The organism is Candidatus Symbiopectobacterium sp., from assembly GCF_020054415.1.
Taxonomy (GTDB): Bacteria; Pseudomonadota; Gammaproteobacteria; order Enterobacterales; family Enterobacteriaceae; genus Symbiopectobacterium.
This window is the reverse complement of sequence record NZ_JAHWCO010000112.1, coordinates 1-1002: the sequence shown is the minus strand read 5'-3', so window position 1 is coordinate 1002 and position 1002 is coordinate 1. Positions and strand designations below refer to the sequence as shown.

The 1002-nt window shown below is 48.4% G+C and carries 1 protein-coding gene and 2 pseudogenes; 1 reads left to right on the top strand and 2 read right to left on the bottom strand.

What is annotated here, in order from left to right:
• Nucleotides 1–82: pseudogene (locus tag QZ506_RS03480) on the top strand (lipoprotein); the annotation flags it as partial.
• 40 nt (nucleotides 83–122) lie between these two features.
• On the opposite strand, the gene QZ506_RS03475 reads toward QZ506_RS03480, so the two are convergent.
• Nucleotides 123–605, bottom strand: coding sequence for a phage terminase small subunit P27 family (locus QZ506_RS03475; RefSeq protein WP_291969086.1), 483 nt, complete (start codon nucleotides 603–605; stop codon nucleotides 123–125).
• A gap of 142 nt (nucleotides 606–747) precedes the next feature.
• Nucleotides 748–867 (bottom strand): annotated as a pseudogene (locus QZ506_RS03470) (HNH endonuclease); the annotation flags it as partial.
• Between the last annotated feature and the right edge of the window lie 135 nt (nucleotides 868–1002).

The window sequence follows — 1002 nt, the reverse complement described above, 5'->3', positions numbered from 1 at the left end:
GGTGGGTGAAGCCATGGCCATGGTCAAAGCGCTTAACCGGATCACGCTATTAGGAATGCCGAACAGTATTCGCATCACGTAACAATCGACCCGTATGGGGCGCAGTCGTTACAAGTTCTGATTTATTCAACAAAGCCCCTCGCATTAAGAAATTCAGCAAGAGGATCACTCTCGCCCGGATTACCCGCATTTACTTTTGAGCGACTGGATGGGGTCATGCCAAACTCAGCTTGCATTTTGCAAACCCGCTTCCAGGCGTCAGCCATCATTGCCACTTGAGGGTGAGGACGGATCATTACGCTGCCATCAGCAGAGGTCGTTTTGTAAGAATCTCCCTCCTGATCGATAACATCACGGTGACGTCGCCATTCGATATAAGCACCAACCAACAATTCAAGGGCCATGCCATTAAGCACAGTGATCACCCCGATGCTGTCGAGGCTCTCACTCAAAACCTTAAACCAGTATTTTTCCTGCTTGTTGAAATGATTCGGTGTTGGGGGAACCCCTTTTGTCGGTTGCGGCTCATTTTTGTTGAGCGGGCGTTTTGATGGGTTACCCCTCACCAAACGTAGATGGGTTGGGGTTTTCGGTGGCCCGGACATAATTGAAAACTCCTATTAATAACGTGGTGGGGATACCCATAAAAAGGTTTATAACCTGCGGCGATGTGAAGAAAGGATGGGCGGCGGTATTGGAGCGACAGGGCTGTAGAGACTTACCCTCCCCCCATGATGATAATCACTATCACTTGAACCGTTCGCGGGCTGTCTTTGCTTTATGGCAGGAGTAACAGATCGACTCCAAATTACTATCATCATCGGTACCCCCATGTGCTTTGGCCTTGATGTGGGTGTCAACGAGCCTGTACACGAGATTGTGTAATTGCCTGATTTTGATATGTTCAATCCAACATCAAAAGCAGGTTACTTTATGGACGAAAAACAGTTACAGGCTCTGGCTAACGAGCTGGCCAAAAATATCAAAACCCCTGACGATCTC